The sequence below is a fragment of the Acinetobacter sp. UBA6720 genome, assembly GCF_002454215.1.
Lineage (GTDB): Bacteria > Pseudomonadota > Gammaproteobacteria > Pseudomonadales > Moraxellaceae > Acinetobacter.
Genome location: NZ_DKIK01000033.1, coordinates 1 through 2,651, shown reverse-complemented (window position 1 = coordinate 2,651; position 2,651 = coordinate 1). Strand labels below are relative to the sequence as shown.

Here is a 2,651-nt window from a genome sequence, read left to right as displayed (position 1 = left end):
AAAACAATTTAGTATCGTCAACGCAGTGCTCACATAAGAATTTGCAGTATTAAACCTAAAAACAGTGAGTTTTACATATCTATAATTGATACTCAGCTCTACAAGTCATATTTATTTATATAAGCTATACTGGTGATGGAATCGCTATGACTAATAAACAAACGCAAGAGTCCAATCCTCAAAAAGAATCAAACGATGACAAGGGTGATCAGAAAACCTATCAGAATCCAGATCCTCAGAAAAAACCAAATGAAGAGCCTGAGAATCCACTTAAAGAGCAAAAGTAGATCAAAAAGCCCTCGTCGAGGGCTTTTTGAAATCAAATGCTTACACTACTTTTAATCTCAAATAAATTCATGCTGGAATAGCTGCGACAACTTTTTCTCTATCCCACAAACGGTGATTTTGAATAGCTTGTTTGAATTGATCTTGGATCTCTTTAAAATTTTGAGTAGAGAATAGAGCTGCATCCTTCGTGAGCTGAAACTCATCTATTAAAGCGCATTTATCACCCAGGAAAACAATGGGCTTGAGATGTTTATATGTCTCTAATACATAATGTTTAGAAACTCCATCAGCCTTAAATACTTCTAAATTATTCCCATCAATCACGATTACGGCATCATAAGTCACTGAAGGCTCGCCATTTTGTCTTCCATCTACTGGTATTTCATTGCCATCACTAGATTTAACAGGGGCTGCGTTCGGTGCTAAAGTTTCCACAATAGCTTTTTCTGCTTCAGCCCATATTTTAATATCATCTATTGATGACGCATTTACACCGTTATGAACGAGCAAGGCAATTTTTCGCTGTTTAATGTCAGATGCAGGAAAAGATGAGGTACTTAATCTTTTCGAAGATGCAATTACGGGTTGGTGCAGACTATCTTGCTGTTTAGGGGGAGTTTTAATACCTAACTCTTTCGCAACATATTCAGCTAAGTCCAAGTCAATATTAGCTAAGACAGCGTAAACTACACGTCTGCGGATATCTTCCGATTTAACCTTAGATAATTCAAAAGAATATGCATCCTTAATATGCTGTTGTTCATGTTTTTCCAAACTATGGTAGTGCATTGTGGCTTGCGAGAAATGATCAGCGAAACTTTCTGGTCGAACTCTTAGTTTGCTGCCTTGTACTTCTTCAGGATGTGTCTTGAAGGCACCACTGTCATTAGGTGATTCTCTTGGCCAATTTTCATCAACAGAATTAGGTTCATAATTTGCCTTTCCTTTATAAACTTCGTGATTAGCATAACCACCTCGTCTATTCGTATGAAAAGGACAAACGGGTTTGTTAATTGGAATTTGATTAAAATTTACCGTACCTAGTCTGTGTAAGTGAGTATCCGTATAGCTAAACAGCCGTCCTTGTAAAAGGGGATCGTTACTAAAATCTATACCTGAGACAATATTTGCAGGACTAAAAGCAACTTGTTCTGTTTCTGCGAAAAAATCATCTGTATTTTTGTTTAAAACAAATTTACCTAGTGGAGTGACTGGTACAAGTTCTTCTGGGATTAATTTTGTAGCATCTAAGACATCAAAGTCCCATTGTTTTGCATCTTCTTCAGCGAAAATTTGTGCGCCTAATTCCCATTCCGGGTAATTGCCACGCTCAATAGCATCCCACAGATCACGTCTGTGAAAATCGGGATCTTTGCCATTAATTTTTAGGGCTTCATCCCAGACGACTTGAGCTACCCCTTGCTTTGGAGTCCAATGGAATTTCACTAAGAATGCTTCATTATTCTTATTAATCAATCTAAATGTATGAACACCAAAACCTTGTATTGAGCGTAGATTTCTTGGAATTGCTCTATCTGACATTATCCAAGTAGTCATATGTGATGCTTCGGTATTTAAAGAAATAAAATCCCAGAAAGTATCATGGGCAGATTGACCAGTTGGAACTTCATTGGCATCTTCTGGTTTTACTGCATGAACAAAGTCCGGAAATTTAATAGCATCCTGAATGAAGAAGACAGGGATATTATTCCCCACCAAATCATAATTTCCTTCTTCAGTATAAAATTTTATAGAAAAACCTCGTACATCTCGAACGACATCAGCCGAACCTCGCCCACCTTGAACTGTAGAAATACGGACAAAGATAGGGGTTTGATTATTTGTATCCGTTAGGAACTTGGCTTTAGTCCATTTTTCATTACCGGTATAAGCTTGAAAGTAACCATGAGCACCGACCCCTCGAGCATGTACAACACGTTCTGGAATACGCTCACGATCAAAATGAATAAGTTTATCCCTTAGAAGAAAGTCCTCGAGAAGAGTAGGGCCTTTCTCATTAATTTTTAGACTATTTTGATTATCAGCTACGGGAACACCTAAAGAAGTGGTAAGAGTTTTACCTATAGGATCCACGTATGCTTCCTCAGAAAGCTGGTCAATTTTTGGTGTATTTGGTTCTTTCATATCACATTCTCTTATACATTTGCTTTATAACGTTTTATGAAAATAAGTATTTATTTTCACGTAAGTTAATGGCTTATTTGTTGACGGATATTTTGTGCTTATACAATTTAATAGATTATCTACAATCGAATATGAGTTACTTGTAAGAAAACTCTTTTTTGGATCAAAGATACCCATATAAACTTTAAGTATTTACTCTTTGAGTAAGGTAAAGAAAT

The 2,651-nt window shown here is 36.6% G+C and carries 2 protein-coding genes; one reads left to right on the top strand and one right to left on the bottom strand.

Annotated features, from left to right (window positions below; translation table 11 throughout):
* Positions 1-146: 146 nt before the first annotated feature.
* Positions 147-287, top strand: coding sequence for a hypothetical protein (locus B4F08_RS02830; RefSeq protein ID WP_004981682.1), 141 nt, complete (start codon positions 147-149; stop codon positions 285-287).
* Between the two features lie 67 nt (positions 288-354).
* On the opposite strand, the gene B4F08_RS02825 is transcribed toward B4F08_RS02830, so the two are convergent.
* Positions 355-2,433, bottom strand: coding sequence for a catalase (locus B4F08_RS02825; protein ID WP_291373022.1), 2,079 nt, complete (start codon positions 2,431-2,433; stop codon positions 355-357).
* Positions 2,434-2,651 lie beyond the last annotated feature (218 nt).